This is a genomic window from Pleomorphochaeta naphthae (assembly GCF_055396005.1).
On sequence record NZ_AP042457.1, the window covers coordinates 552,162 to 576,188 of the forward strand.

22 protein-coding genes are annotated in these 24,027 nt (G+C 30.5%); 4 read left to right on the plus strand and 18 right to left on the minus strand.

Going from position 1 to position 24,027, the window contains the following annotated elements:
* Position 1: 1 nt before the first annotated feature.
* Entirely contained in the window at positions 2 to 1,339 is a 1,338-nt protein-coding gene (dnaB, locus tag ACZ5SO_RS02570) for a replicative DNA helicase (RefSeq protein ID WP_464626589.1), read from the plus strand.
* An 89-nt stretch (positions 1,340 to 1,428) separates the two neighbouring features.
* On the opposite strand, the gene ACZ5SO_RS02575 is transcribed toward dnaB, so the two are convergent.
* The 10 genes from ACZ5SO_RS02575 to ACZ5SO_RS02620 form a co-directional block, all read right to left on the minus strand.
* Positions 1,429 to 2,823 (minus strand): radical SAM protein, encoded by a 1,395-nt coding sequence (locus tag ACZ5SO_RS02575; RefSeq protein ID WP_464626590.1) that lies wholly within the window; start codon positions 2,821 to 2,823, stop codon positions 1,429 to 1,431.
* 136 nt (positions 2,824 to 2,959) lie between these two features.
* On the minus strand, positions 2,960 to 4,375 hold the full coding sequence (gene rseP, locus ACZ5SO_RS02580; RefSeq protein ID WP_464626591.1) for an RIP metalloprotease RseP: 1,416 nt from the start codon (positions 4,373 to 4,375) through the stop codon (positions 2,960 to 2,962).
* A gap of 36 nt (positions 4,376 to 4,411) precedes the next feature.
* Positions 4,412 to 5,524: a 1-deoxy-D-xylulose-5-phosphate reductoisomerase gene (gene dxr / locus ACZ5SO_RS02585; RefSeq protein ID WP_464626593.1), complete on the minus strand. Its 1,113-nt coding sequence runs from the start codon at positions 5,522 to 5,524 to the stop codon at positions 4,412 to 4,414.
* Positions 5,525 to 5,534: 10 nt separating this feature from the next.
* Positions 5,535 to 6,371 (minus strand): phosphatidate cytidylyltransferase, encoded by an 837-nt coding sequence (locus ACZ5SO_RS02590; RefSeq protein ID WP_464626595.1) that lies wholly within the window; start codon positions 6,369 to 6,371, stop codon positions 5,535 to 5,537.
* Positions 6,371 to 7,066: a polyprenyl diphosphate synthase gene (gene uppS / locus ACZ5SO_RS02595; RefSeq protein WP_464626596.1), complete on the minus strand. Its 696-nt coding sequence runs from the start codon at positions 7,064 to 7,066 to the stop codon at positions 6,371 to 6,373. Before uppS ends, ACZ5SO_RS02590 begins: the two co-directional genes overlap by 1 nt.
* Positions 7,066 to 7,620, minus strand: a complete 555-nt coding sequence (gene frr / locus ACZ5SO_RS02600) for a ribosome recycling factor (protein ID WP_464626597.1) — start codon at positions 7,618 to 7,620, stop codon at positions 7,066 to 7,068. The genes uppS and frr overlap by 1 nt, the downstream gene beginning before the upstream one ends.
* Before the next feature lie 64 nt (positions 7,621 to 7,684).
* Complete coding sequence (gene tsf, locus ACZ5SO_RS02605) at positions 7,685 to 8,521, minus strand: translation elongation factor Ts (RefSeq protein ID WP_464626598.1); 837 nt, start codon at positions 8,519 to 8,521, stop codon at positions 7,685 to 7,687.
* Between the two features lie 10 nt (positions 8,522 to 8,531).
* Entirely contained in the window at positions 8,532 to 9,425 is an 894-nt protein-coding gene (gene rpsB / locus ACZ5SO_RS02610; protein ID WP_464626600.1) for a 30S ribosomal protein S2, read from the minus strand.
* 118 nt (positions 9,426 to 9,543) lie between these two features.
* Positions 9,544 to 10,107, minus strand: coding sequence for a nucleoside triphosphate pyrophosphatase (locus ACZ5SO_RS02615; protein ID WP_464626601.1), 564 nt, complete (start codon positions 10,105 to 10,107; stop codon positions 9,544 to 9,546).
* A 13-nt stretch (positions 10,108 to 10,120) separates the two neighbouring features.
* A complete protein-coding gene (locus ACZ5SO_RS02620) occupies positions 10,121 to 12,052 on the minus strand; it encodes an ABC-F family ATP-binding cassette domain-containing protein (RefSeq protein ID WP_464626602.1) in 1,932 nt (643 codons plus the stop codon).
* A gap of 97 nt (positions 12,053 to 12,149) precedes the next feature.
* Between ACZ5SO_RS02620 and aroE the strand changes: the two genes are divergently transcribed.
* Complete coding sequence (gene aroE / locus ACZ5SO_RS02625) at positions 12,150 to 13,637, plus strand: shikimate dehydrogenase (RefSeq protein WP_464626604.1); 1,488 nt, start codon at positions 12,150 to 12,152, stop codon at positions 13,635 to 13,637.
* 40 nt (positions 13,638 to 13,677) lie between these two features.
* Here the strand turns inward: aroE and ACZ5SO_RS02630 are convergent, their stop codons facing one another.
* Genes ACZ5SO_RS02630 through ACZ5SO_RS02655 form a run of 6 tightly spaced genes read right to left on the minus strand, consistent with a single transcriptional unit; the run spans position 13,678 to position 20,515 of the window.
* Positions 13,678 to 14,436 carry a fumarylacetoacetate hydrolase family protein gene (locus tag ACZ5SO_RS02630; RefSeq protein WP_464626605.1) on the minus strand — a complete coding sequence of 253 codons (759 nt, stop codon included), beginning with the start codon at positions 14,434 to 14,436 and terminating at the stop codon, positions 13,678 to 13,680.
* Positions 14,437 to 14,450: 14 nt separating this feature from the next.
* Positions 14,451 to 16,484 (minus strand): hypothetical protein, encoded by a 2,034-nt coding sequence (locus ACZ5SO_RS02635; protein WP_464626606.1) that lies wholly within the window; start codon positions 16,482 to 16,484, stop codon positions 14,451 to 14,453.
* A gap of 37 nt (positions 16,485 to 16,521) precedes the next feature.
* Positions 16,522 to 18,429 carry a DNA repair helicase XPB gene (locus tag ACZ5SO_RS02640; RefSeq protein ID WP_464626607.1) on the minus strand — a complete coding sequence of 636 codons (1,908 nt, stop codon included), beginning with the start codon at positions 18,427 to 18,429 and terminating at the stop codon, positions 16,522 to 16,524.
* Positions 18,430 to 19,500 carry a chorismate synthase gene (aroC, locus tag ACZ5SO_RS02645; RefSeq protein ID WP_464626609.1) on the minus strand — a complete coding sequence of 357 codons (1,071 nt, stop codon included), beginning with the start codon at positions 19,498 to 19,500 and terminating at the stop codon, positions 18,430 to 18,432.
* A complete protein-coding gene (locus ACZ5SO_RS02650) occupies positions 19,500 to 20,009 on the minus strand; it encodes a shikimate kinase (RefSeq protein WP_464626611.1) in 510 nt (169 codons plus the stop codon). The genes aroC and ACZ5SO_RS02650 overlap by 1 nt, the downstream gene beginning before the upstream one ends.
* Complete coding sequence (locus ACZ5SO_RS02655) at positions 20,006 to 20,515, minus strand: hypothetical protein (RefSeq protein WP_464626612.1); 510 nt, start codon at positions 20,513 to 20,515, stop codon at positions 20,006 to 20,008. Before ACZ5SO_RS02655 ends, ACZ5SO_RS02650 begins: the two co-directional genes overlap by 4 nt.
* Positions 20,516 to 20,580: 65 nt before the next feature.
* On the opposite strand from ACZ5SO_RS02655, the gene ACZ5SO_RS02660 reads away from it, so the two are divergent.
* Positions 20,581 to 21,750, plus strand: a complete 1,170-nt coding sequence (locus ACZ5SO_RS02660) for a deoxyguanosinetriphosphate triphosphohydrolase family protein (RefSeq protein ID WP_464626613.1) — start codon at positions 20,581 to 20,583, stop codon at positions 21,748 to 21,750.
* Here ACZ5SO_RS02660 and nrdR read toward each other — a convergent pair whose 3' ends face one another.
* Positions 21,751 to 22,218, minus strand: a complete 468-nt coding sequence (nrdR, locus tag ACZ5SO_RS02665) for a transcriptional regulator NrdR (RefSeq protein WP_464626614.1) — start codon at positions 22,216 to 22,218, stop codon at positions 21,751 to 21,753.
* 139 nt (positions 22,219 to 22,357) lie between these two features.
* A complete protein-coding gene (locus ACZ5SO_RS02670) occupies positions 22,358 to 23,197 on the minus strand; it encodes a deoxyribonuclease IV (protein WP_464626615.1) in 840 nt (279 codons plus the stop codon).
* Positions 23,198 to 23,372: 175 nt separating this feature from the next.
* Between ACZ5SO_RS02670 and ACZ5SO_RS02675 the strand changes: the two genes are divergently transcribed.
* Positions 23,373 to 24,026 (plus strand): hypothetical protein, encoded by a 654-nt coding sequence (locus ACZ5SO_RS02675; RefSeq protein ID WP_464626616.1) that lies wholly within the window; start codon positions 23,373 to 23,375, stop codon positions 24,024 to 24,026.
* The last annotated feature ends 1 nt before the right edge of the window (position 24,027 follow it).

Genomic DNA, 24,027 nt, shown 5'->3' on the forward strand with positions numbered 1-24,027 from the left:
TATGGCATCGTTTGAAAATAGTTCTCGACTTCTGCCTAATGATGAAGCTGCTGAGAAAGCTATTCTAGGCTCTATTTTATTAGATAATTCAGTTCTAAATGAATTGTCAAATATTTTAAAACCAGGAGACTTCTATAAACATGGGCATCAGGAGATCTATCAAGCGATGCTTGATTATTATAATGAACACCAAAGTCATACTATCGATATTATTACTTTGGTGGATTGTTTGAACCAAAAAAACGTTCTTGATATATGTGGAGGGCTTCCTTATCTATCAAGTTTAACTAATGACGCTCCATCTTCAACAACTGCAATTATCTATGCCAATATGATAAAAAAATTATCATTGCGTAGAAGTTTAATTACAATTTCAACAAAGCTAAAAGATGAAGCTTTTGATTTAACCCAGGATGTTTCAAATGTAATTGATAAAGGTGAAAATGCTTTATCTAATTTAGCGTCTCAAGGTAATGTTGCTGGAGATTATTATTCAGCAAGTAATCTGTTAATGCAGACGATATCAAAAATTGAATCGAGAACTACAGAAGGTGCTTTTACAGGCTTTAGTACAGGCTTTAAAGATTTAGATAAGCGTTTATCAGGTGGTTTTAAAGAACAGGATTATGTCATTATTGGAGCTAGGCCTTCTATTGGTAAAACTGCTTTTGCTCTCTCTATTGTTTTAAACATGCTTTTACTTCATTCTTATAGAGTAGGTTTTCTATCTTTGGAAATGAATGCAACAGATTTATTAGAAAGAGCTCTAACAGGTATTACTAAAATCAACTTTTCAAATATAAGAAATGGTTTATTAACTCAAGCTGAAATGGATGAATTATTCGATGCTTGCGAAAGGTTATCTGTCCAAAAGTTCTTTATTCAAGATACCCCAAATATGCAATTAAATGATATCAGATCCCAAGCTAGAAAGATGAAGAGAGAAGATGATATCCAAATTCTTTTTATAGACTATATTGGTTTGATTCAAAATACTGATAATTCTGTCCCTCGTCATGAACAAATTGCAAATATTTCAAGAACTTTAAAACAATTGACTAGAGAATTAAATATTCCTATAGTTGTCTTATCTCAAGTAGGTAGACAAACTGATGGTCAACTTCCAAGACTTTCAGATTTAAGAGAATCTGGTTCTATTGAACAAGATGCTGATATTGTAATTCTATTACATAGAAATAATACAGATGAAGCTTTGATTCAAAAAACTGAAGTCGTAGTTGCAAAAAACAGAAATGGTGAGACAGGTAAAATTGAACTTGGGTTCCATAGAAATATCGTTAGATTTGAAGAATTAGCCCACGATTTTAATGCTCAATAACTTATTTATTATTTAAACACTATTGATTAGAGAAAAAAAATCCCTCATTAAATTATGAGGGAAAATTTAATTAAGCTATTGATAACTTTTTAAGCTTTTTTCTTTTCTTCTTGTCTCTCTGCCCAAAGCCTATCAGCTACCGGAGCCCAAGCTTTTGCATATTCTTGAGTTTTACCAACTAAATGAGAAGCTTCTTCAGGTGCTTCTAAATCAGTTGATTTAGCTTTAGATTCTTTAACCATTTCTGGGAGGAAAGAAGGATTTTCGAGCATAGGACAAGGTCTAAACATGTTCTTGTTAAATGGTTGGTTCTTTCTATATTGCATGAATAGTGGTTGTTGTAATGCTTCAAGAATAGTGTTTTCATGAATATTAGCAGTAGAGTAGTGAATAAATACACAAGGCTCAACATCACCATTAGGATTAATATGTAAGAAGTGCTTTCCACCAGCTATACAACCACCAACATATTCACCATCGTTTTGGAAATCAAGCATCACAATTAGGTGATCATTATTCTCTTTACGTTTCTTTCTTAATGTTCTTAGCATGAATTCTCTTTGTTCTGGTGTTGGAATCAATTCATTAGATGTATATTCTCCAACTGGCATAAAGTGGAAATACCAAGCCCACAAACATCCTTTATCAACTAAAAGTTTTAAGAACTCATCGCTAATTACTGTTTCACAATTCTTCTTTGTCCAACAAACTGATGTTCCAAAAGGCAATTTATATTCATGGAGTAAATCCATAGCTGCCATTACTTTATCAAAACAGCCTTCTCCACGTCTATAATCATTCTCTTCTTTAAAACCTTCCAAAGAGATAGCTAATATTATATTTCTGCAATCAAGCATATCTTTACAGAATTGTTCATCAACTAATGTACCATTTGTAAAGCAGTGGAAAATACAATCAGAGTGTTTTTTAGCTAATTTTACAATATCTTTTTTCCTTACAAGAGGTTCTCCTCCAGTTAATAGATACATGTGAGTTCCAAGTTCTTTTCCTTGGGTTACGATTGAATCCATATCCTCAAAAGATAGATTATGTTTTTCGCCATATTCTCCAGACCAACAACCTTTACAATGCATATTACAAGCACTAGTTGGGTCAAAAAGCATAGTCCAAGGAACATTGCAGTCATATTTTTCGCTTGTTTCTCTAACTTTATTTAATCCAGAATAACCTGCTTCATATCCTAAGTTTAGCATTAAAGTTTTAATAATTTTCGGATCAACATTATCGAACAATTTCCTAGCGTATCTCATCCATTTAGAATTTGGATCATCAGTAAACTTAGCAATATTTTCGAATGCATTAGTTCCAGATTTTTGTTTATCCTTATCTGTAGGCTTAAAGTATTTATATAAAATGTTTATAAAATCTTTAATACCGTCTTCTTGGTTCTTGTTTGCATGGTTTATTGCTATGTCTAAACCTGCTCCAATAGCTGTTCTAGCTGCTTTATGTGATAGTCCCATAAAATGTCTCCCTTACGAATAAATAATAGTATTGAAATTTTAATATTTAAATGGACATTAGCCACGGATTGTATAAAAATACCTCACATTTGAGGTTTTGTGGTAATAGAACTATAGTATATTTTAAAAATGATTATTATTGCTTACTAGTAAATAAATTAAAGAAATACTTAATATCTATAAAATACATGAAAGAAAATAGTAGTATAACGCTAATTAGTCCAATTAATTGACAAACCCAATAGTTTTTAGGCGATATTTTTTTCCTAGTAAGAATTTCCACAAAAGATATTAACATTTGCCCTCCATCAAAGGATGGTAAAGGTAATAAGTTAGCAATTGTCAAAGATATAGATACTACTGCTAATAGATAACATAATGCTCTAATTCCACTTGTAAAACTATTTTCTAATCCTAAGACTGTTATATTTCCTATCATGAGAGAAGCTCTCATTGGTCCAGTGAAGACTTGTCTCACTTGTGATGGATCTCTGTTTTTTTGTATTACAGAAAGAAGATTTGATACTGTATCTGAAAATAGATGTGTCGCCATATAATATCCTTGGTTAAGAGCTAGTTTAATAGGTAGTCCTTTTATTTCCTTTGTTGGAGAATATAGAGCGAAATTATGTTGCAGCGAATTATCATTGTTTCTGCGTGGAGTATAGGTTATATCTAAGATTTCAGAGTTTCTTTGTATTGTTAATGTAATTTCATTTATATTTTTATTAAGGGCAAAATAAGTTAATAAATCTAAATTATTTTCTATTGAATAGTTATTAACTTTTAAGATTTTATCACTTTTTTTAAGGCCAGCTTTGTATTCAGGGCTTAAGTATCTAACCATAGATATAGTAGGCTCTAAAACGTTAGTTAATCCAAGTCTAAAAGAGCCGTCATTGGCTTCTTCTGCGCTTACCATAAGATTATACTTTTTATTATCTCTTTCAATTAGAAGAGTGATTTTTGAGTCATTTATGTTTTCAAGTTTTGTGGTAAAATCTTGCCAATCTTCAACTTCTTCATTATTAATTTTTAAGATTTTATCATATTTCTTAATCCCGCTTTTTGAAGCAGGGCTTGTTGAGTTATCGAAAAGGATAGGATATTGATCTACTGGTGAGATTATTGCTGGAGTAGATAACGTTTGATGATTGGTAGTAATGAGTAAAGTACAAAGGAAAATTGTAATTAGAAAATTAGTTAAAGGGCCTGCTAGGTAAGTTAAGAGTTTGTTAATAGGTTTTGCTGCGAATAGGGAGCCATGTTCAACATGAATAAAAGCTTTACTATTTGCATCTAAAGCTCTTGTTAAGTCGTCGGCACCTTTCATTCGACAGTATCCACCAAATAGTAGCCAAGATATCCTATATTCAGTGTGACCTATTTTTTTCCCAGTTATTTTTGGACCAAAACCAACGGAGAATATTTCAACTTCAATTTTAAATATGTGAGCTGCAATAAAATGACCGATTTCATGCAATAGTACAATAAAACCTACTCCAATTATCCCTACTACATATTTTAATAATGTTGTTAAAATTTGTTCCATGATTAATTGTACCTTATTAAATAAAGCATCAAAAGGTTAAGAAATGTAACTTTTAGCAATTAGTCTAGCTCTTTCATCAATATCAAGTACATCTTCAAAAGTATTTACTTCATATTGAAAATCTTTCTGTAAAGTTTCTAAGACAATTTCTTGTAATTTTATATATGAAATTCTATTTTCTAAAAAAGCTTGAACTGCAATTTCATTTGAGGCGTTAAATGCAATAGGATACCCCCCTCTTTTTTCTAATACATCATAGGCACTTTTTAAAAGTGGAAAGTTTTCGTAATTAGGCTTCTCAAAAGTTAAACTTAAATTTGTAAAATCCAACGGTTTTACTAATTCTTTTTTACTGTAGTTATCTAAAATTCCTTCAATTATAGGTAAAGACATATTAGGGGTTCCAAGCTGGGCGTAAATAGCTCCATCATATAACCTAATCATTGAGTGAATGATACTTTGGGGATGGACTGTTACTTCGATATTTTTAGCTTCTATATCAAACAAATATGAAGCTTCAATTACTTCAAGAGCTTTATTAGCTAATGTCGAACTATCAATTGTTATTTTAGGACCCATTTTCCAAGTTGGATGATTAAGTGCTTCTTCCTTTGTAATATGTTCAAAGTCTTTTTTATTAAAAGTTCTAAAAGGCCCTCCACTTGCTGTAATAATAAGAGATTTGATATTTTCTCTTCCGTGAGAATCTATTAAAGCTTTGATTGCTGAATGCTCACTATCGACTGGTATGATTTTACAGTTATTCGATTGAGCTAATTTGAATATAAATTCACCACCTGCAACTACAGACTCTTTATTCGCTAAGGCTATGTCTTTTTTGCAATTTAGTGAGTCTATTGTTATTTTTAAGCCATCAAATCCTGATGCCCCATTTAATACAACATCACAGTTAGAATCTTCAATAAAGGTTGTTAAATTATTATAATAATTAAAATCGTTATTTTTGTGAGAAGAATTGGTTAATAATAAATTTTTAACATTAAATTCTTTAGCAAGCTTTTCTAGTTTTAAATAATTAGTATTTGCTGTCATACCAACTACTTCAATAGAAAGATTTTTTTCTTTAATCGCTTTTAGACATGTGCTACCTATACTGCCTGTAGCACCGAATATTATAATTTTTTTCATAATTTTTTTATCAAATAAATAGTTCTATTAACAAATAAAATAGGGGAGCGCTAGCTACAAGAGAATCTATATTATCTAGAGCACCACCACGTCCTGGTGTTAATGTTCCACTGTCTTTAACTTGAGCACTACGTTTCATAACTGATTCAATTAGATCACCAACATTAGCAGACAATGATAATGCTATACCAATTATAATAGATTGATAAATTTCAAGTGGTAATTTTATAATTAATGTAGTAACTATGCTAATTGTAATACAACTTAGTAACCCACCAACAAATCCACTGATACTTTTATTAGGACTAGCTTTTATAAACCCTCTATTGTTTTTTCCTAAAAGCATTCCAAAAATATATGCGAAAATATCATTAGAAAATACACAGAGTAAAAATAGAGCATAAAAACCAGAAACTTGCTCAAAAGTATTAACTTTAATAATGAATGATAATAGATAACTTGGATATATTAATGAAAAGGTATCAACACATATTCTTTTAATTGAATCATCAAAAGGATTTTCACTCTTTGCTCCTGCAAAGATTTCTAGAGCAAAAGATAGAATTAGTAAGAATATAAGAGTTAAATCAGCTAAGTTAGAAAAGTTAGTAATTGAACTAATCCAAGCGGCTAAAGGGATTATTCCACCGACAACGTAAGGAAGATTTGGTGTAATTTGAAATTTTGTTTTTATAATCTTGTAAATTTCTCTACTACCTAGCAAGGAAAAACCAACAGCTACTAAAGCAAATCCTAAATGACCATATTGAGGCAAAAGAAAAATTACTATTAATAATGCAGGTACTCCAACAAGAGTTGTAATTAAACGTTGTTTTAATGAAGACACTAAACAATCCCTCCAAATTTTCTTGTTCTAGATTTATAATCCTCTATAATTAATTTAATCATAGATTCATCCCAATCTGGGAAAAGTTTATCATAAAAACCTAGTTCTGCGTAAGCACTTTCCCATAATAAAAAATTGCTTAGTCGTTTTTCGCCTGCACTTCTAACAATCATATCTACAGTTGGCACTATAGCGTTGTATTGCATGTGGGCTTTGATTAAGTCTTCAGTAACCTCAGAATTAGGATTTTCTTTAATTATGGAATTAACACTTCTAACTATTTCATCATGACCACCATAATTTATACATAGTATAACTGTGAGATCTGAAAAGTCTTTAGTTGCCTCTTCAACTTTATTTATTGCTTGAATAGTAGATTGTGGTAATTTTGATTTATTACCACGAATTAAAATACGTATATGTTCTTTTTCATAAAATTTTAATTCACCTGGTAACTTGGAGGCAATTAGATTCATAAGATATTTTACTTCTGAATCAGGGCGCCTCCAGTTTTCAGTAGAGAAAGCATATAATGATAAAAATTTAACTTCACTTTTTTTGCTAGCTATGACAATTTTTTTCAAAGCTTTTAAACCAGCTAAATGTCCAGCTGTTCGCGGAAGATTTTTTGCCTTGGCCCATCTGCCATTTCCATCCATAATAATAGCTAAGTGAGTTAATTTCTTAGTGCTCATTATATCTCCATGATTTCTTTTTCTTTAGCGGCAGCTACTTCGTTAATTTTAGCAACATAGGTGTCAGTAATTTTTTGAACTTTTGTTTCGCCAAGTTTTAAATCATCTTCACTTATTAAGCTTTCTTTTTCCATTGCTTTTAATTCATCGATAGCTTCGCGGCGTAAATTTCTTAAACCAACTTTGAATTTTTCTGCAGTTTGTTTTGCATTTTTTGCAAGCTCTTTTCGTCTGTCTGCTGTTAATGCTGGAAAGCTAATTCTAATTAATTTGCCATCATTACTAGGAGTCAAACCTAATTCACTTTTTAAAATAGCCTTTTCAATTGCAGGAAGAACTGTTTTATCCCAAGGTTGGATTACAACCATTCTTGCTTCTGGTACAGAGATTGAACCTACTTGAGATAGGGGAGTTTGAGCTCCATAATATTCGACTTGAATATTGTTAAATAAAGCAGCATTAGCTCTACCTGTTCTGAGAGTTTGATATTCAGTTTCAAGAGCCTGAATAGATTTTTTCATCTTACTTTCTAATGACTTTAATACTGTATCCATTTCATTCCTCCAAATATGAATAAGCTCACTAGTTAAACTAGTGAGCATTTTATAAATTTGCTTATTAAGCGCCTGTTGAGTACATTTGGAAACCAGTGATTTCTAATTTACAACCTGCTGCTTTAGCAACTTCTTGCATCTTTTTAGATACTGATAGCTTGTCATCTTTAATAAAAGCTTGGTCTAAGAAACAAATTTCTTTAAAGTGTTTTGCTAACATACCTTTTACAATGTTTGGAATGATTTTTTCAGGTTTACCCATGCCTAAGGCTTGCTTAGTAAAGATTTCTTCTAATTCTTTAATTTGTTCAGCATTTATATCATCTTCTTTTAGGTAAGAAGGTGTGTAAGCTGCTACATGTAATGCACAATCTTGACAGAATTCTTTAACACCTTCATTTTCGAAAGCAGCTGCACTATCAGCCTTAAATTCTACAAGAACACCCTTTTCTCCAGCACCGTGGATATAAGTTGTTGCATATTCTGTTTCGCCTAGATCAAATACTAAAACATGTTTTAGAGCCATGTTTTCTTTAATTGTTGCAATAAGAGCTGTTACCATTGAATTTAATTCATCATTAATTTCAGTGTAGCCTTTTTCAACAATTACATCACACATTTCTTCGCCAAGTTTTTTGAAATCTTCGTTTTTAGCAACGAAGTCTGTTTCACAAGAAATTTCTACAAGAACTGCTTTATTAGGTGTAATTTTAGTAAAAATACGACCATTTTCTGTAGCACGGTCAGCTCTTTTAGCAACAGCAGCTAGACCCATTTCTTGTAAGATTTTAGTTGCAGCATCAAAATCGCCTTCAGCTTTAACTAAAGCTTTTTTACAATCCATCATGCCTGCACCTGTTGTATCACGTAATTTTTTAACTGTAGCAGCTTTAATTTCCATAATTATCTCCTTAATCTTGATAAAGGGTTTTATCGTCTACTTCAATGCCGGCGATTACAGTTGCGCCCTCATCTTCGTCTTTAACGTCATCTTTATTCTTTTCTTCGAATTTTGAAAGATCATTTTCTTCATCACTTGAGAATACGACGCTTTCTGTTTCTTCTACTACTTCTTCTGTTTCTTCTTCATCAGCTAAAGTTTCAACAATTTGTAGATTGCCAGCTTCATTATCAGCATCGATTACTGCTCTTGCAATAATTTCTACGAATAAGGAAATAGCACGGATAGCATCATCATTACCAGGAATTGGATAGGTAATATCTGTTGGGTCACAGTTTGTGTCAACAACAGCAATTACAGGAATACCTAATTTTTTAGCTTCTGTTACAGCAATAGCTTCTTTCTTTGTGTCAATAACGAAAAGTGCGCCAGGTAGGTCTTTCATATCTTTAATACCACCTAGGTTCTTTTCTAATTTGCTTTTTTGCTTTGTTAATAGAGAAACTTCTTTTTTGGTCATTGATTCGAATGTACCATCATTTTCCATTTTCTCAATTCTTTTTAGAGTTGCAATTGATTTTTTAATGGTTGAGAAGTTTGTTAACATACCACCTAGCCAACGATTGTTTACATATGGCATGCCACAACGTTTTGCTTCGGTTTCGATAACTAATTGAGCTTGCTTTTTTGTTCCGACAAAAAGGATTGACTTTCCTTCTTTAACTACAGAACGAGCAGCTTCATATGCTTCAACAATGCAAGTTGAAGTCTTTTGTAAGTCAATAATATGAATCCCATTTCTTTGTGAAAAAATGTAACGAGACATTTTAGGATTCCATCTTTTGGTTTGGTGACCAAAGTGTACACCTGATTCTAACAGGCTTTTCATTGTTACTACGGACATATTATCCTCTCCTATATCTGACGACAAAACATGCTTAAACGCTCTTTGCTAAACAAGGCCGTCACCCTTCGTATATATCTCACCCTCAAGGGGCGGAAATTTCTTAATCGTGGAATGATTAAGATAACCTTATTAAATCAGAAATTGTCATCAGTGGCAACCCCACAGCAACACTAAAATCTCCTTTTATTTGTTCAACTAGGTCATGTCCTATTCCTTGGATTCTATAAGCTCCAGCAGCACCTTTCCACTCTTCTGTAGTTATATAATCCATTATAATTAAATCAGATAATAGCTTAAATTTAACTGTTACTTTATCAAAACCACTTTTTATTCCAACGTTAGGAATATAAAGAGCAAAGCCTGAATATATTTGATGTGTTTTACCGCTAAAACTTTTTAACATGTTATAAGCTTGATTTGCATCTTTTGCTTTTCCTATTAGTTCGTTTTGAAAATAAATCATAGTATCAGCGGCTAATACAACTTCTGATGAAGGGAGGCCAAATTTATCTAAGTATGAGTCTAATTTTTTTGATGCTAAATCAATAACTTTTTCATTAGGTTCTGTTTTTGATGATTCCTCAACAATATTTGTAGCTCTTACTGTAACTTTGTATCCGTTTTTTTCTAGTAATTCTAATCTAGCTTTTGAGTTAGAAGCTAAGATAATTTTTTTCATATTTCTCCTTAGATTACGATAATAATTCTTGAAGTTCTTCTTCTATTAAAAGCCAAGTTTCTTCAATTTCTTCTACCTGGTTAGATAGTTGATTTTTTTCTTCAATAACCTTATTTATTTTCTCAGCGTTAGAATATACTTCAATTTTACCCATTTCATTTTCTAGTTCTTTAATTTTTATATTTAGTTGTTCGCCTTTTGCAAGTAAACTTTCACTTTTTCGCTTAAGTTTATTTATTTTATTGTTTTTTTCTCTTTGAGCTTTATAATCAAGAGCTCCCTTTGATTCTGTTTTTGTTTCGATAATTTCACTATTTTCATCTTGATATTTTTCTTTTTCTTCAAGTTTTAATTTAAAATAATTATAATCCCCTTCGAAAAAGGTTGGCTCATCTTCACTTAGATATAATATTCTTGTAGCTAAATGCTCAATGAAGTATGTGTCATGGCTTACAAAAACCATAGTTCCATCATAATGCTTTAAGGCTTCAATTAACATCTCTTTAGCATTAATGTCTAAATGGTTAGTAGGTTCGTCTAAGATTAATAAGTTTACAGGATGCATTAAAATCTTTAATAGAGCTAAACGACTTCTCTCTCCTCCACTTAATACGCTAACACTTTTAAATACATCATCGCCTTTAAACAAAAAAGCACCAAGGTAACTTCTAAGTAATGGTATTTGATCTGTATTAGAAATGCTTTCTAATTCTTCAATAACTGAGTTCTTAGGGTTTAATGTTTTTTCTGTATCTTGAGCAAAATAACCAATTTTAACATTAGAACCTTCAATAATTTCTCCTGAATAGTCTTTATCTCTTTGACAAAGCATTCTTAGAAGTGTACTTTTTCCCTCTCCGTTTCTTCCGGTAACAGCTATTCTATCGTTTTTAGAAACTAAAAAGCTTAAATTATTAAAAATCAGTTTTTTACCATCATATGTTTTAGTTAAGTTTTGAACTTTAAGAACTTCCTTACCACTGTGAGGGGCTTTTGGAAAAGTAAAATGTAATTTTTCTAAATGAGAAGGTATCTCGACTAAATCTATTTTTTCTATTTGTTTGATACGACTTTGCACTTGTTTAGCTTTAGATGCTTTATATCTAAACTTTTCTATAAATTGCTCAGTTTTTTCAATTTGGCTGAGTTGTTTTTCTAATAATTTTTCTCTTTGTTCTATCTCAATTTCTCTTTGTTTAAGATATGATGAATAATTTCCACTATAATGAGTTAGTTTACCATTAAATAATTCATAAACTTCATTTATAGTTTCATCAAGAAATCCCTGATCGTGGCTTACAAGCATTAATCCACCTTTATAGGCTCTTAAATAATTCTTTAACCAAATTCTTGCTTCTATGTCTAAATAGTTTGTAGGTTCGTCAAGCAACATAATATCAGGTCTTTCTAAAAGCACTTTTGCTAGGGCAATTCTCATCTGCCAACCACCAGAAAATTGGTCACAAGTTCTGTTAAAATCACTAGGTTTAAAACCTAATCCTAAAAGGATTTTTTCAATTGTAACCTTTCTATCGAAGTATCCACCTTCTAAAAGTTGTTCTTGAATTTTGTGTAATGAAATAAGAAAAGGTTCTAAATTTTCATTTTCACTACTTTTTTCTAATTTGTCTTCTAATTGTTTTTTTGTTTGAAGTATTGAAGAAAAACGATGGTAACTTTTTTCAACTTCATCAAGTAAGGTATCTCTTTCAAAAACAATGTCACTTTGTGGTAAGTATGAAATCCTTAGTCCTTTTGTTTTAGTAATATTCATGCTATCGGCTTGAATGTCTCCATTAATGACCTTTAGCAGTGTGGATTTACCACTTCCATTTCCCCCTGTTAAGGCACATCTTGATTTTTCATTTAAGCTAAAGCCGACATTTGATAATATATCTCTGTCAGAAAATGCCAAATTTATATCTTGAACTTGAAGCGTTCCCATTTTTTTCTCCAGTTTTTGTGTTGCTAAGTAATCTTATTACCGTTATTATAGAGTTTATCATATAGTCGTTTTTTATGACAACAGGAGGAAGGTCCAATTGATTTGCCTTACAACAACAGAAAGAACATTAACTAGTGCTCTAAAACAGGTTGAGAGAAATAAAGCATATATAGATATGGTTGAATTACGCTTAGACTTATTAGAGGAAAATGAATTAGCTAGTGCTCAAATATTTCCACGTTTGTGCGCTTTGCCAACTATTGCAACTTTTAGAAGAGTTTGTGATGGAGGTAAATCTGAGCTAAGTGATAAAATTAGAATGACTAAGTTGCGTCAAATTGTTTTACAAGGTGACTTTTCGTATGTAGATATTGAAGAAGATGTTAAGAAATCTGATTTAAAAATAAAAGGAGATGATGATTCTCCTCGTTATGATTTTGAAAATGAACTTAAACAAAAAGGAATTAGAATAATTAGATCTTTCCATGATATGGAAAAAGTTCCTAATAATATTTTTTCTTTAGCAACTAAGTTGGCTAAAAAAGGGGATATCCCTAAAATTGCTGTAACTCCTAACACTATTGTAGATGTTGTAACTTTATTTAGAATGAATGAAGAATTAAAAGACATTAAGGAAAAAATTATTATCGGGATGGGTGATTTTGGAGTTTGCACTAGAATTTTATACAAAAAAGTTGGATCTATGCTAACTTTTGCAAGTGAAAATGAAATTGCTCCTGGCCAATTGTCCGCTAAAACCTTAAAAACTCTCTATAGGGCTGATCAAGTTAATAATAGAACTAATGTATATGGTATTATTGGTAATCCTGTTTTACATACTTCCTCTCCTAAAATTCATAATCCAGGATTTGATGCCATTCATTATAATGCTATATATGTTCCTTTCTTGGTTGATAAAGTTAGAGCTTTCTTTAAATTAGCAGAATTAATTAAAATTCATGGATTTTCTGTTACTGTTCCTCATAAAAGAGATGTTTTACCTTATTTAGGAAAAATCACGAGAGAAGTAAAACAAATTGGAGCTTGTAATACCGTAACTAGAATACAAGGAATGTGGAAAGGCACAAATACTGATTATTATGGTTTTTTGTCTCCTATTGAAAATGCTATTAGCAATGGTGAAATAAAAAGTGCTTTAATCATTGGTGCTGGAGGAGCAGCAAGAGCTGTAGCTTGGGCTCTTAGAAATCATCATGTAAAGGTAACTATAGCTAATAGGACTTTGCAAAAAGCAAAACTTTTGGCAAGTGAAACTATGAGTAATTATATAGAATTAGATAAAATAAAGACATTAGAGGAATCTACTGATTTGGTTGTTCAAACTACTGTTGTCGGAATGAGTCCAAATGATGATGAAGATATTTTAGCTGGATTTGAATTTGTTAAACCTTGTTATGTTTATGATTTGGTTTATAAACCTAAAGATACTAAGCTGTTAAAAAGAGCTAAATCTAGTGGTTGTAAAGTTATAAATGGAACAACAATGTTATTAGAGCAAGGTAAATTGCAGTTTGAATCTTTTACAGGTTACCATTACCCTCATTGGGTTGAAATTGATCTTTAATAAAAATAGCCAATTGAAAAATCAATTGGCTACATTTTTTTTATCCTACTGTGTTTACTAATGGGGGTAAACCTTCAATTATAATTTCAACTTTATCATTCTTTTGCATGCCACTAATTCCACCAGGGGTTCCTGTTAGAATTATGTCCCCTGGTAATAAGGTCATGATAGAAGATAGGTAGCTTACTAGATATGGGACGTCAAATATTAGATTTTTTGTATTTGATTCTTGCATAACTTTCCCATTTACTTTACTAGATATTTTTAAATTGCTTGGATCTAATTCTGTATTAATTACAAAACCAAAAGGGCAGAAGGTATCAAAGCTTTTAGCAATAGTCCATTGTCCTGTTTTAGGTTGCAAATCTCGAGCTGTTATATCATTGGCACAAGTATATCCTAATATATAGTCAAAAGCTTCTTCTCTTTTGACATTTTTTGCTTCTTTCTTGATTACAACAGCAAGCTCTGCTTCGTAATCTAAGCGGTTGCACATCTCTGGTTTTATTACTACTTTCTTATGAGCTAAGGCACTAGTTGACGGTTTTAAAAAAACTATTGGACTTTTTGGAATAGGTAAGTCAAATTCTATAGCATGATCTCTATAATTTAAGCCTATGCAAACTGCTTTTGAAAAATCACAAGGGGTAAGAATCTCAACCTCTGATAATTTTACTTTTTCATTAGTCTTGAAAAAGCCTGAAAATGGTGTTCCTTCATAAATTGTTATTGTGTTTTTATCACCATTAAAGTTGCCATATAAAACTTCATCTTTAAATTTAAATCTAACAATATTCATCTTTTCTCCGAATGTTAATTTATAACATAATTCATAATTTTGGCATTAAATATTTTGCTAATTGGTAAAGTTACAGTTTCTAGAGTCGGTAATTTTTTTGCAATTACAAAATATTCATTATTTGACTCAGATTTAACTTTTTCAACAAGTAGTAGTAACTCATGTGTTGAATAAGTAACTTTTAAAACTGTGTTTTCATCTTTGCTTGCCATTTTACAAACATTGACTTTTCGCCTAAATTCAAAACCACTTGCACTTATATCAATATCTAGAATTAAAGGAGCAAGCTGTGATTCATCTACAATCATTGAACATCTTAATCTATTTAATAAATCTTGTTTCTCATTCTTTTTGAGATTCATAAGTTCTATTTTTCCACGTAGTATTCTAGAATTGAATGTTTTCTCACTTACTTCATTAAATAATATTGTTTTATCCTCTAGACTAAGGTCTTTGTGAATCGACTCTAAAGTGTTGATAATAGCTAATTGATCTTCTTTTAGATGATAGTTGTTGCTAAGTCTCCATTGGGAGTTTGTGAAAAATGTTTCACTTTGAATCAAATCACCTTTTCTTCTTGGTATGATTAATCCAGCTTTTTCTAAAATGGTTGTCCATTGAGCTTCTTTTTCTCTAGACATTAAATATACGCCATCAGCCAATTTTTTTAAAATATATTCACCCATTTCAGGATGTAATTCAATTATTCTTGATATTCTTTTATCAGCTTGAATTACTATTCCATCATATACGCTTAGTTGACTATATTGTCTTTCAATTAAATCTAAGTAGTTAAAAGCCGTACAATTTTCGATATTGCTACAATGTTGTTTGATGTAATCATAGATTTCATTTTTACTCATTGAGCTGTCTAGAGCATCTCTAAAATCTTCTTTTGTTAATTTATATGAAGTTTGAATATCTAATGAGTTTAGAGATGCAAATCTCCATAAAATATCATTTTTACCTCTTTCTCCTAAATATCTAACACTTAAGTCAGTATCAAAAATAAGGGGTTGAGGTTCTTGATGTGTTTTTTCAAAACGATTTATTTGAAATGCTGTTTCTGTTTTTATTATAATATTTAGTTCTATTAATTTCTCAATAAAACCATCAATGTTTTCAATTTCATATCTTATAGCTTGAGTTTGTAATAAAAATGTTAATGCTTTTTCGTCAAAGGTTTTTACTTCGTTTAGGAAATTTAATGTACTTTTTGCAAAAATAAAGATTTTTTGATAATTGTCGAATAGTGAAGTTAATGATTGTGAAAAAAAGAGAACTGCTAAATCAAAAGAAGTTAAATCTATTAATCTCTGAAGTATCTCATATTCAATTGTATCAAAAGGTTTAAATATTTCTAATTCATCTAAAAGGTTGTCAATTTGTTGAGTTGCTTTTACAAGCTCTTCAGTTTTATAAGAAGGAAAGAGGGGAGCGACCATATTTCTTTTTTGATAGTCTGTTAATTTAGAATTTAATTTTACAATACTAAGATAGCCTCTTAGAAATTCAGAATTTATTACATTAGTTGTAATTTCTTCGTTATAACTATCGTGACTTGAAAAAATTGGAAGAAGAGAAGCTTTGTTAATTAGTTTATCTTCAAAAATTGGGTTTAGAATAAATTTATCATTTACAGATAAAATAATTAACCTTTTTGCTAGATTTGAAATGTGCTCAATTAAAGATACATAACTAAATTCTTCGATATTCATATTATTATCAAAATATGAATAATATACAAATTCATTGTTTTCACTAGCTATACTTTTCTCAAAAGGTTTAATTAGCTGAAGCACTTGATTTGTTGAAGCTCCTTCTGTAATTTGAAAAATTCCTAATAAAAGGCTATCAATACTATCTATTGTGGATAGTAAAGCATTAGCTTTATCCTCATTGAGGAAAAAGCTTATTAATTCTTCACTAACATTTTCTTGGTTAAATGGAGTAGTTGTTTGTGGCAAAAAATTTCTTGCCACATAATAAAATTTTTCATTATCTAATCCGATTAACCATTTTTTAAAGAAATCTGGACGTTCTTGCATAATATTTGACTATAACCTTACCTTATTTTTATTCTTATTAATCTTTGTCATATATCTCAATTGAATATTTGTATCCTTGTTCTGCTAAAAATTTTTGTCTATTTAGTGCAAATTCTTCTTCACTAGAATTTTGAGTCACTAATGAATAGAAATGACTACTAATTTTTTTAGGTCTTAAAATTCTACCAAGTCTTTGAGCCTCTTCAGCTCTAGAGCCGAAAGTTCCTGAAAGTTGTATTGCAACCGAAGCATCAGGTAAATCTATTGCAAAATTAGCAACCTTAGATACAACTAATACTTTTAAATCCCCTTTTCTAAACTTAGCATATAATTCATCTCTTTTCTTATTTGAGGTAGCTCCAGTAATTATTGGAGTGTTTAGTTCTTTAGCTACAATTTTTAATTGTGAGAGATATTGTCCTATTATTAAAATAAATTCTCCTTCGTGTTTTTTCAATAGCGTATGGACTATTTCAAGTTTTCGAGGATTTTCACTTGCAATTTTAAATTGTTCTCTTGGTTTTGCTAAGGCGTAGGGAACCTCCAAATCAAGTGGAAGAGGTATCCTAATCTCGTAGCAAAAAGCTTCAGCTATATATCCTCTTTGTTCTAGTTCACTCCAAGGTACATCATATCTTTTGGGTCCTACAAGTGAAAATACTTGGTCCTCTTTGTTGTCCTCTCTAACTAAAGTTGCAGTTAGTCCAACTCTGTGAAGACTTTGTAATTCCGCTGTAACTTTAAATACTGGTGCTGGTAACATATGAACTTCATCATAAATTATCAAACCCCATTCTCCTTTGGTCAATAGTTCAAAGTGTGGGAAAGGACCAACTTTATCTGGTCTCCAAGTTAATACTTGATAAGTACATACAGTAACTTTTTTTGCGCTTTTATTTTCACCTGTATACTCACCAATATCGTCACTAGTTAATGTAGTTTTGTCTAGAAGTTCATGAACCCATTGGTGAACTGAAGCTACATTAGTTGTAATAATCAATGTTCTAGTAGCTAATTTAGATAATATATCGATACCAATGATAGTTTTTCCAGATCCACAAGGAAGGACGATTGTTCCATAGCCTGATGATCCCTCTTCAGTTGTCCCAACAAGAGTTTTTGCAGCAGTTTCTTGATAATCTCTGATTTTGAAAGGTTTTCCACTTTTTGTAGTTGTCCTAAGTTTTACATCAATTGGTATTCCTTTTTTTAATGGAATTTGATCATCAACTGGATAACCAAGTTCAATTAGCTTAACTTTTATTTCGCCTCTATCAAGTTTTCTAAGTGCGAAAACTCCATCTCCAACTTTATATAGGTAGCTATTTAATTCTCTATGATTTTCTATAATTCTAAAAATTAGAGAATCACTGATTTTTAATAAATAAACTTCTTCAAAAGCTAAGAGTTTATTATTTTTTTTATCGTCTTCAGTTTTTAAAGTGGTATTAATAATAAGTGAATCCAATAATTTTTGTTCTTCTTCACTTAGTTTTTCACCTTCTCTTTTTTTCTTAGACAAATCTCTTTTAATTTTAGAATTAATTGCTTTTTGTTTTAAATATTCATTTAATTCTTTATCTATTTCATCATTTGTTCTTTGAGATGGTTTTTCTTGAACTTGCTTTTTTTGCTCTCTGTCATCTTCACAAAGAATAAGTTTTCCAAATCTTGAGGAAATATCATCTATGAAAAAAATAACAGATGGTGTTAAAGGGAATTTTGACCATTTCTTCAACTTTTCAATTACGGTTGTGCTATCAATTCCACATGATGCTGCATTCCAAAGAGATATTGGAGTTAATGCATATGTGTGTATATGTTCAGGACTTTTGATTAAGTCACAGAATGTTGAAATATCATTACGACACTCTTCAAAAAGAGGATGGTGTACATCTAAAAGTAATGTTCTATCGCTTTGTACTATTAATGGGGTATCTTTCAATTAAAAAGGCCTCCTGCTTTCTTTTTCCATTTTAAAGTTTAATGTTACTAAGGCAGCCATAGCTTCTACTACTACTACAGCTCTTGGGCAAATGCATGGATCATGCCGCCCTTTAATTACAATAGTTTTTTCATTATTTTCTATATCAACTGTTTTCTGGGGGATAGAAATAGAAGGGGTAGGTTTAAAAGCTACTCTAAAAATTACATCTTCATGAGTTGTAACTCCACCAAGGACTCCTCCGTTATTATTTGAAATAAAACCGTTCTTATCCATTGGATCATTAAATGCTGAGCCCTTACATTTTGCACTATCAAAGCCCATTCCAATTTCAAATCCTCTTACAGCTCCAAGACTTAGCATTGCTTTTGCTAGTTCTGCTTCGAATTTGTTAAATGTTGGCTCTCCAAGTCCTACAGGGAGATTTTTTATCCTACATTCTATAACGCCACCAATACTATCTCCATCTTTTCTAAGCTGATCTAAAAGTTTTTCCATTTGTTTTGCTGTTTCACAATCTGGAGTATAAAAATCATTTGTACTTCTACACTCCCAATCATAAGTTGGAGAGTTCTTGTCTATTTTAATATCACCAATTTGAACAGTAGCTGCTTCAATTTTTATATCATCAACATCTAAATATTGTTTTGCTATAGCACCTGCAATAACTCTACTAGCTGTTTCTCTACCACTAGCTCTTCCTCCACCTCTAGGATCTCTAATTCCATATTTTTTAAATAGAGTGTAATCAGCATGGGAAGGTCTAAACGTTTTAGCTATTTCACCATAATCTTTAGATATTTGATTAGTATTTTCAATTATTATAGTTAAAGGTGTGCCTGTAACCTTACCTTCATAAATACCTGATAAAACTTTTATTTTATCTTTTTCATTACGCTTAGTTCCAAATTTGTTTCCACCTGGTCTTCTTCTATCCATTTCTTTTTGAATTAGATCTAGATTGAGTGGAAAATTTGGAATCAATCCATCTATGGTAACACCAATTGCTGCACCATGAGACTCTCCAAAAGTTGTAATAGTTAAGAGTTTACCAAATGAATTATTACCCATTATTTCTCCCAAGTTTCTATTGAATCTTTTATAATTTCAAAAACGGATTCAATGCTTTCGTCTTTTAATTTTATTACTAAATCAGCTTTATCTTTATATATTTTTTCTCTTTTCGAATAAAGAATAGAGAATTGTTTAGCTGGTTGATCTCTTAAAAAAGGAGGTAATCCATTATATTTAATTCTATTGAGTAAAACATGTTCATCTAAATCTAGATATATTAAAGGGGTACATAACTCAAAAGCTTCTTTATTGTCACAAATTCCACCACCTAGGGCTATAACTTTATCAGCTTTGTTTATTGTTAGTAATTCTTTTAAACAGCTATATTCCAAATCCATAAAGGCTTGTTTGCCTTCATTTTGATATAATTCCCTAACACTATCATATTTAATTTTCTTTACTATTAGTGAATCTAAATCAAAAAAAGGTAAATTCTTATACTCTGCAAACAGTCTTGCATGAGTGCTTTTACCGCTGTGTTTTATGCCTGAGAAAAAATACGTCATCTCTTATCCTTATCCTCGTCGTCAAATAGCTCTATCCATTCATTGTCATAAGAATTAATTTTAGGTTTTATAAAACCATATTTTTCTTCTTCATCTTTTATCTTTTTAAGGTAATCAAGTCTCTTGCTTTCAAGTTTTTGAGTATATTGAGCACCATAATAATTATTTTTCATTGCTTCTCGACGTTTGTCTTTTGGTTTTCTTTTTTGTTTTATTGCTCTATAGAACAAGAGAATTGCTATTAGCCAGAAAATCGAAATTATAAGGGCAATTAGTGAGTTATTTGCTTTAGTAATAAACGGTGGAAATTCTGAAAATAGGTCCAAATTAAAAGTTTTACTTTTCATTATAGCAAAGCTTTGGTAAGCTTGTGATATAACAAAGATTAAATTGATTACCAATGGGAAAACCCAAGAGAGCCATTCGGGAGTAAATATAAATCTAATTATCAGTAAAAGTGATAATAAATAAATGAAAAAAGTAAGGGTGGGGATAACATATTCCATTACTAAATACCTCCTCATTGGAAATCCTAATTAGTCTATTATATCATAAAAGGGAGGGCTTGTGAATGCACATTGAAAAAATGGTTGATTACCAAAACACTAAAATAAACGAGTGTGAATTGAAGAAAAGACGTATAAAAAAATCAGTAGATGTTAGAGGTCCATATTATAGAGATACGACAGCTATAATACACTCTCCAGCCTTTAGAAGATTAAAGCATAAGACTCAAGTGTTTTTTGCCCCTAATAATGATCATATTTGCACTAGGATAGAGCATGTTCTTCATGTTGCCTCTATAGCTTCAACTGTTTGTAGAGGGTTAGATTTAAATCAAGAATTAGCTTGGGCAATTGGAGTTGGACACGATTTAGGTCATACTCCCTTTGGTCATGTTGGAGAGTCTATCTTAAGTGACATTATGAAGAGGGAGGGTATAAAACATTTTGAACATGAGATTCACTCTCTTAGAGTAGTTGATTTTTTATCTAACAAGGGCGAAGGGCTGAATTTAACTTATGCAGTTAGAGATGGAATTGTTAGCCATTGTGGTGAAGCATTCTTAGAGTGTATAAGACCTACTTTTGAAATAAAAGATCTTAATAATATAAATGTAAAAAAGGATTTAATTCCAACAACTTATGAAGGTGCAATTGTTAGATTTAGTGATGCAATTGCTTATTTAGGAAGAGATTGGGAAGATGCTTGTCGGTTAAACATAATAGATAAAAATGATCTTCCTAAAAATGCAAAAAGAGTCTTAGGGTCAAATAATAGTGAGATAATCGATACTTTAGTTACTGATTTAATTGAGTCTAGTAATATTGATGGAATTAGGTTTAGTAAAGAAGTATTTGATGCTGTTAAAGAAATGAAAACATATAATTATAAAAATATTTATAAATCTCCACTTTTAGAGGGTTATAAAAAGTATTTTAGTCGTTTACTTAATTTGATTTATCAATATTTGAATGACTTATTTACACACTATAGTGATGATAGTGAAAAATATAAAGCTGAAAAGAATATGTTAGCTATTGGTTTTTCAAATCACGTTAAAGAAATGCTTCCTATGTATATTAAAAAAGAAGGTAATGCAAAAAGACTTATTTTTGATTACATAGCAGGCATGAGTGATAATTTTGCCCTAAGTTGTGCAAATGAAATATTAATCCCTGAACATCTTAATGAGAGATTAGAATCTAATATAACTGCTAAATGGTTTGATGTAGATTAATTAGGATGTACTTTTTTTATTTAATCTTTCAATTTCTTGTATGAATTGTTTAATATCATCAAAGGCTCTGTAAACTGAGGCAAATCTTACATAGGCTACTGTGTTAATAGTAGATAATTGTTTAAGAGTTTCTTCTCCAATTTGGTAAGAGTGAATTTGTCTCTTAGAGCCTGCTTCTTTTCTAATATTTAATTCAATATTTTCAAGAAGTTGTTTTATAACTTCATCATCAATATTTAACTTATCGGTACAACTGTCTATACCGCGTCTGATTTTATTTATATCAAAAGCTTCTTCCCTACCATCTTTTTTAATTACAGTTATTCTTTTTTCTTCAATTTTTTCATAACTAGTAAATCTATATCCACAGTTTAAACATTCTCTTCTTCTTCTAATTGAAGTGCCATGTTGGTTTGACCTTGATTCTATAACTCTATCATTGTCGCATGAACAATTAGGACATCGCATTATAATTACCCCTATATACCAGATAAGGATTAATTATAGTGTTTTATTAAAATTAAATCTAGTGGTCTCATATTAAGTAAATCCTTATTTTATAATGTAGAAAACACTATATGTATAATTTATATTAAAAAAGTGTGAATTATTGTGTAAGACTTCTAACTAAATTAATCTCTTTTTTATATCCTGCTAAATCATTAGGTGTTTCGAGAATAAAAGGAAGGTGTTTTAAACAAGGGTGATTTACTATTTTTTCGATTGCTTCAATTCCAATATTTCCTTGACCGAGTTTTGCATGTCTGTCTTTATGAGAACCTAAAATATTTAAACTATCATTTAGATGAACAACTTTTAAGTTACTTAAACCAAGAAATTTATCAAATGAGGTTAATACAGAATCTAAATTATCTTTAATATCGTAACCACCATCAAAAATATGACAAGTATCTAATAAAAAACCAATTTGTTCTTTATTATTAATTTTATCTCTAATCAATTTTAGCTCATCAAAAGTTTTACCAACCTCACTACCTTTGCCTGCCATAGTTTCTAAAAGGATTAAAACCGAAGAATCTTTATTTTTGTCTATAAGTAAATTAAGAGCTGTGGAAATTTGTTCAATTGCTATAGACTCTCCCTGTCCTGTATGACTACCTGGATGAAAATTATAGTAAGGGCAACCTAATATATTTAGTCTCTTTAAATCATCGTCCATTAGTCTAAAAGCTAATTCTCTAAGTTCTTTTTTACTTGAGCAAAGATTGTATGTATATGGAGCATGGGCTACAAAAGGAAGATTCCCTCTTTCTTTCCATATTTTTTTAAAATTTTCAACATCAATTAAATCTAAATCTTTAGCTTTCGTTCCTCTAGGGTTTCTAGTAAAAAATTGAAAAGTTGTTGCTTGTATTTTATCAGCTTCTTTAATTATATTAACAAAGCCTTTAGAACTGCTTAAATGTGGTCCAATAATGGTTTTCATGTCGTTTTCCTTAGTATTATAATGTTTATTAAGAATAGTTCTCAATAGGAAACCTGTCAATATAGTTGATTGTTTAAATTTAAATAACAAAATGTACTATTTATACGTTTTAATATCTTAAAGTGTTGCAATTTAAAACAATATGTGATTATATTAACAAACAGGTGGAGGATATATGGCAGAATCTGTAAGTAGTTGTGTAAAACGTATAATTGATAAAACACCTTTTATCAACGAAATGCTAGTCAAAGGAATATTATCTTATAGTAATTACGCTACATCAATAAAAGATGATGTGGAAGAGAGTTATGGCAAAGTGGTAAAACATAGTGCAATTGTTATGGCTATAAGAAGATATGGTGATGAACTCAGGGCTAAAGAAGAAAATTCTAAAAAAAATGATGTTGACTACGAAATCATAATGAAGACTAAGATTTACGATTTAAATATTGTTAGAAATGATAAGTTCCTTGCAAAACTGGCTAAGCTATATAATGAAGTTTCTACCGAAAAGGGTGATTTTTTAAATGTTTCTTTAGGGAGTCATGAAATTTCTGTTGCTATAAGTGAAAAATATAAACAATTAGTTGAAGACTTAGCAAAAGACGAAGAGATTTTACATAAGATGGATGATCTTGTTGCCCTTTCCCTTGTTTTTTCAGGTGATTTTTTACAAACTCCTGGAATTGTATATGAAGCTGTTAGAAAACTTGCTTGGGAAAAAATCAATGTTATAGAAATTTTGTCTACTAAAAACGAATTAACTTTTGTTATTAAGAGAGAAGATTCTATGAAAGCTTTTGATGAGCTTCAATCGTTTTTAAGTTAAT